Source organism: Moorena sp. SIO4A5 (assembly GCF_010672005.1).
In the GTDB taxonomy this organism is placed as follows: domain Bacteria; phylum Cyanobacteriota; class Cyanobacteriia; order Cyanobacteriales; family Coleofasciculaceae; genus Moorena.
This window is the reverse complement of the sequence record NZ_JAAHHZ010000563.1, coordinates 1-3,181: the sequence shown is the minus strand read 5'-3', so window position 1 is coordinate 3,181 and position 3,181 is coordinate 1. Positions and strand designations below refer to the sequence as shown.

The 3,181-nt window shown below is 41.6% G+C and carries 3 protein-coding genes; all 3 read left to right on the top strand.

Translation table 11 applies throughout. The features are described 5' to 3' along the window. Positions 1-190: 190 nt before the first annotated feature. Genes F6K57_RS41035 through F6K57_RS41025 form a run of 3 tightly spaced genes read left to right on the top strand, consistent with a single transcriptional unit; the run spans position 191 to position 3,071 of the window. Positions 191-2,107 carry a glycerophosphodiester phosphodiesterase family protein gene (locus F6K57_RS41035; protein ID WP_293074794.1) on the top strand — a complete coding sequence of 639 codons (1,917 nt, stop codon included), beginning with the start codon at positions 191-193 and terminating at the stop codon, positions 2,105-2,107. A 57-nt stretch (positions 2,108-2,164) separates the two neighbouring features. Next, entirely contained in the window at positions 2,165-2,713 is a 549-nt protein-coding gene (locus F6K57_RS41030) for an esterase-like activity of phytase family protein (RefSeq protein WP_081431140.1), read from the top strand. A gap of 16 nt (positions 2,714-2,729) precedes the next feature. After that, positions 2,730-3,071 carry a hypothetical protein gene (locus F6K57_RS41025; protein ID WP_075898768.1) on the top strand — a complete coding sequence of 114 codons (342 nt, stop codon included), beginning with the start codon at positions 2,730-2,732 and terminating at the stop codon, positions 3,069-3,071. Positions 3,072-3,181: the final 110 nt, after the last annotated feature.

Here is a 3,181-nt window from a genome sequence, read left to right as displayed (position 1 = left end):
TATTAGTTAACCTAAACCCATAATTATCTAATGGCTAAGGTATTTTGGATGAGATTAAATTCAGAGATTAGAAGTAGATAACTCTAGTTTTGGTTTTACATTAACCAAGACATATGACTCTACAACTATCACTGTTTTTACTCTTTTTGCTGATAGCTATAACATCGATACATAACTGCGATCTACTGTTATGGAAACTAACAATCCAGAGGTAGTTGATACCTCAAATGAAGTAACTCTGATCGGATTTGCTTCGTTACCTGCTGATACCTTTGCCGATGGACCGGAATCAGGCAAAGATGTAGATAGCACTCGCACTGGACCATTCCCTGGTCAACCCGTAGGTGGATGGAGTGGAGTACAGTTTGCCGATAATGATAGTTATTGGTTTATAGTAGATAGCCTATTTGGTAGCAATTCTGATACTCTGGCCAGGATCTACAAAGTCGATCCCAATTTTGCTGGTACGGAAGGGGGTGACGGCAGTGTTGAGGTTGAAGAATTTATTATTCTTAGGGATCCTAACAAGCTAATACCCTTTGAGATTCGTAACCAAAACGATATCCAAAGACTTTTAACTGGTACAGATTTTGATACCGAACCCTTAGTCATTGACAAAAATGGCGATTTGTGGGTAGGAGATGAGTATGGTCCCTATCTATTACACTTCGATAGCAATGGCGTCTTACTAGAAGCTCCCATGCCCACCCCTAATATCCCTCAACTTAATACTCTTAACGGACAAGACCCGATCATTATTGGTCATCGTGGTGCCAGTGGTCTTCTACCGGAGCATACCTTAGAAGGTTTCCGTTTGGCTCTCGAACAGGGTGCGGATTTCATTGAAACCGACTATGTAATGACCAAAGATGGAGTACCCTTAGTTCGTCACGAGCCATTACTAAATAACACCACCAATATTCTTGACCACTCCGAATTTAGTGGACGGGAAACCACTAAAATTATTGATGGAGTTGAAATTACTGGCTTCTTCGCTGAAGACTTTACCTTAGAGGAAATCAAAACCCTACGTGCTAGGCAACCTCGCCCTGAGCGCAGTGATGAGTTTGACGATTTGTATGAAATTCCTACCATGGCTGAAGTAATTCAGCTAGTTAAGGATTTTCAAGCCGAAACCGGTAAACAAGTTGGTATTGTTCACGAACTTAATCATAATAGCTACTTCGATAGCATTGGTTTAAATGTAGAAGAAGCTACGGTGCGGGTTTTGCTGGAAGAAGACTTTACTAATCCAGAACAAAACATTATTCAAACCTTTGAAATCGCGCCTTTAATTCGGTTAGATAAGGAAATTATGCCCGAAGCGGGAATTGATGTTCCTTTGCATCAACTCACTGGCGCAGCTACAGAAAACTTTAATCCTGGTTTTTCTTTCCCCTACGATGTTGTTGCTAACTTCAGCAACCCCCATTTTACCGCAGAAGACGCTCGTGCAGTTTACGGCGACTTAGTAGATATTATCGATCTAAATGCTGAAACTGGATACGGGGACTTGTTGGCACTTCCTGAATTTTATCAATTCATGATTACCTACGCCGAAGGGGTTAATCCCTGGAACAATAGCATTTTACTCCGGGAAGGTTTAGATGAACCTTTTGATGGTGACGGGGATGGTAACGCAGAAATCAGAACTCAGTTAACAGGAGAAGTTTTCCCTTTAATTAAGTTCGCCCATGATGCAGGATTACTGGTTAATGTCTACACTTTACGGAATGAAGAACGCTACCTGACCTTAAACCCAGATAGCTCAGTACAAACTCCCCAACAAGAAGCAGAAGACTTAATCCGTTTGGGTGCAGATGGCTTAATTGGGGACTTCCCTGAAACTATCAATATAGTGCGGGATCGGATTGTGGCTGATCAAGTCCGCTCTCCCCAAAATCCTGATGTAGAAGCGATTGATTTGAGTGATGGATCTCTAGACGAAGGGGATGTCGCATTTGAAGCTGTAACCACACTTTTGAATGTAGCAGGTCGTCCCTTTAATAGTGGTGCAACTGATCCTGAAGGCATTGCCTTAAGGAAAGATGGTACTTTGTTTATTTCCTCCGAAGGTGATGCTAACAACTTACAGCGGTTGCTGTAATGCTAATGCTCCTGAAGGTACCCCTGATGAGGTAGATCGTACTAACAGTTTGGCCGAATTATTAGCGATAATGCTGGAACCTTCTTAGCCTTAGAAAGGTATTTTGACGACACTGGCTTAAACCAAAACAAGCTCTATTTAGTATCGGCTCAAAATGCTACCGATGTCAGTAACTTGCCAAGCTTGAAAGGTCGAGATATTGTTGTAGCCGAAAAACAACTGCTGGTAGATTTTAATGATCTTGGGACTAATCTCGATGATTTTGAAGGTTTAGCCTTAGGTCCAGTTTTACCCGATGGTCGTCAATCCTTAATTGTTGTTAGTGATAACGACTTTGACCCGGCAACTCCTGCTACTCAGCTCTTTGCTTTTGCTTTAGATATTGCTCCTGCCAGTGAGACTAAAGAACAAATTTTTGGTACGTTAGAAGCAGATGCTCTAGAACTAACTGGTAGCAATAATTTAGTTTTTGCTGGGGAAGGTAACGATATCATTGATGCCTCTTTGGCTGATGGAAATAATCGTATCTATGCTGGTAACGGTGACGATACTGTTATTTTAGGAACAAGCGATGCTCCTTTGGAGCCGCTGCGCGATTGGCCGTAGGCCACGCTAAAAGCGATTGACCGTAGGTCACGCTAAAAGCGAACGCGTTTTTGGTGCAGAAGGTGCAGATCGTTTCTTTGTGACCTCTGGTGGTAACAATATCATGACTGGGGGCGCAGGTGCAGACCAATTCTGGATTGCTTCTGCTGAAATTCCCGATAGCGCTAACATCATTACTGACTTTTTCAGTGGCGAAGATGTGATTGGTATTGCTGGTTTGGGTATTGGTTTTGATGATCTCACCATTACCGATGGGGATTTGGGAGCAGTAATTTCTGCCAATGGCAGTGACTTAGCTATTGTTACTAATCTCTCGGCTGATCTTGTTGCTAATCAAGATTATTTCGTTTTTGTCTAAATCCTAAATTTATCATATCTGGATAAGCCAAAGGTGGGGCAAACCCCACCTTTTTTTTATATTTCATTTAAAATTAATATTAGTTTAATTTTTTTTATAAAATTCATAAT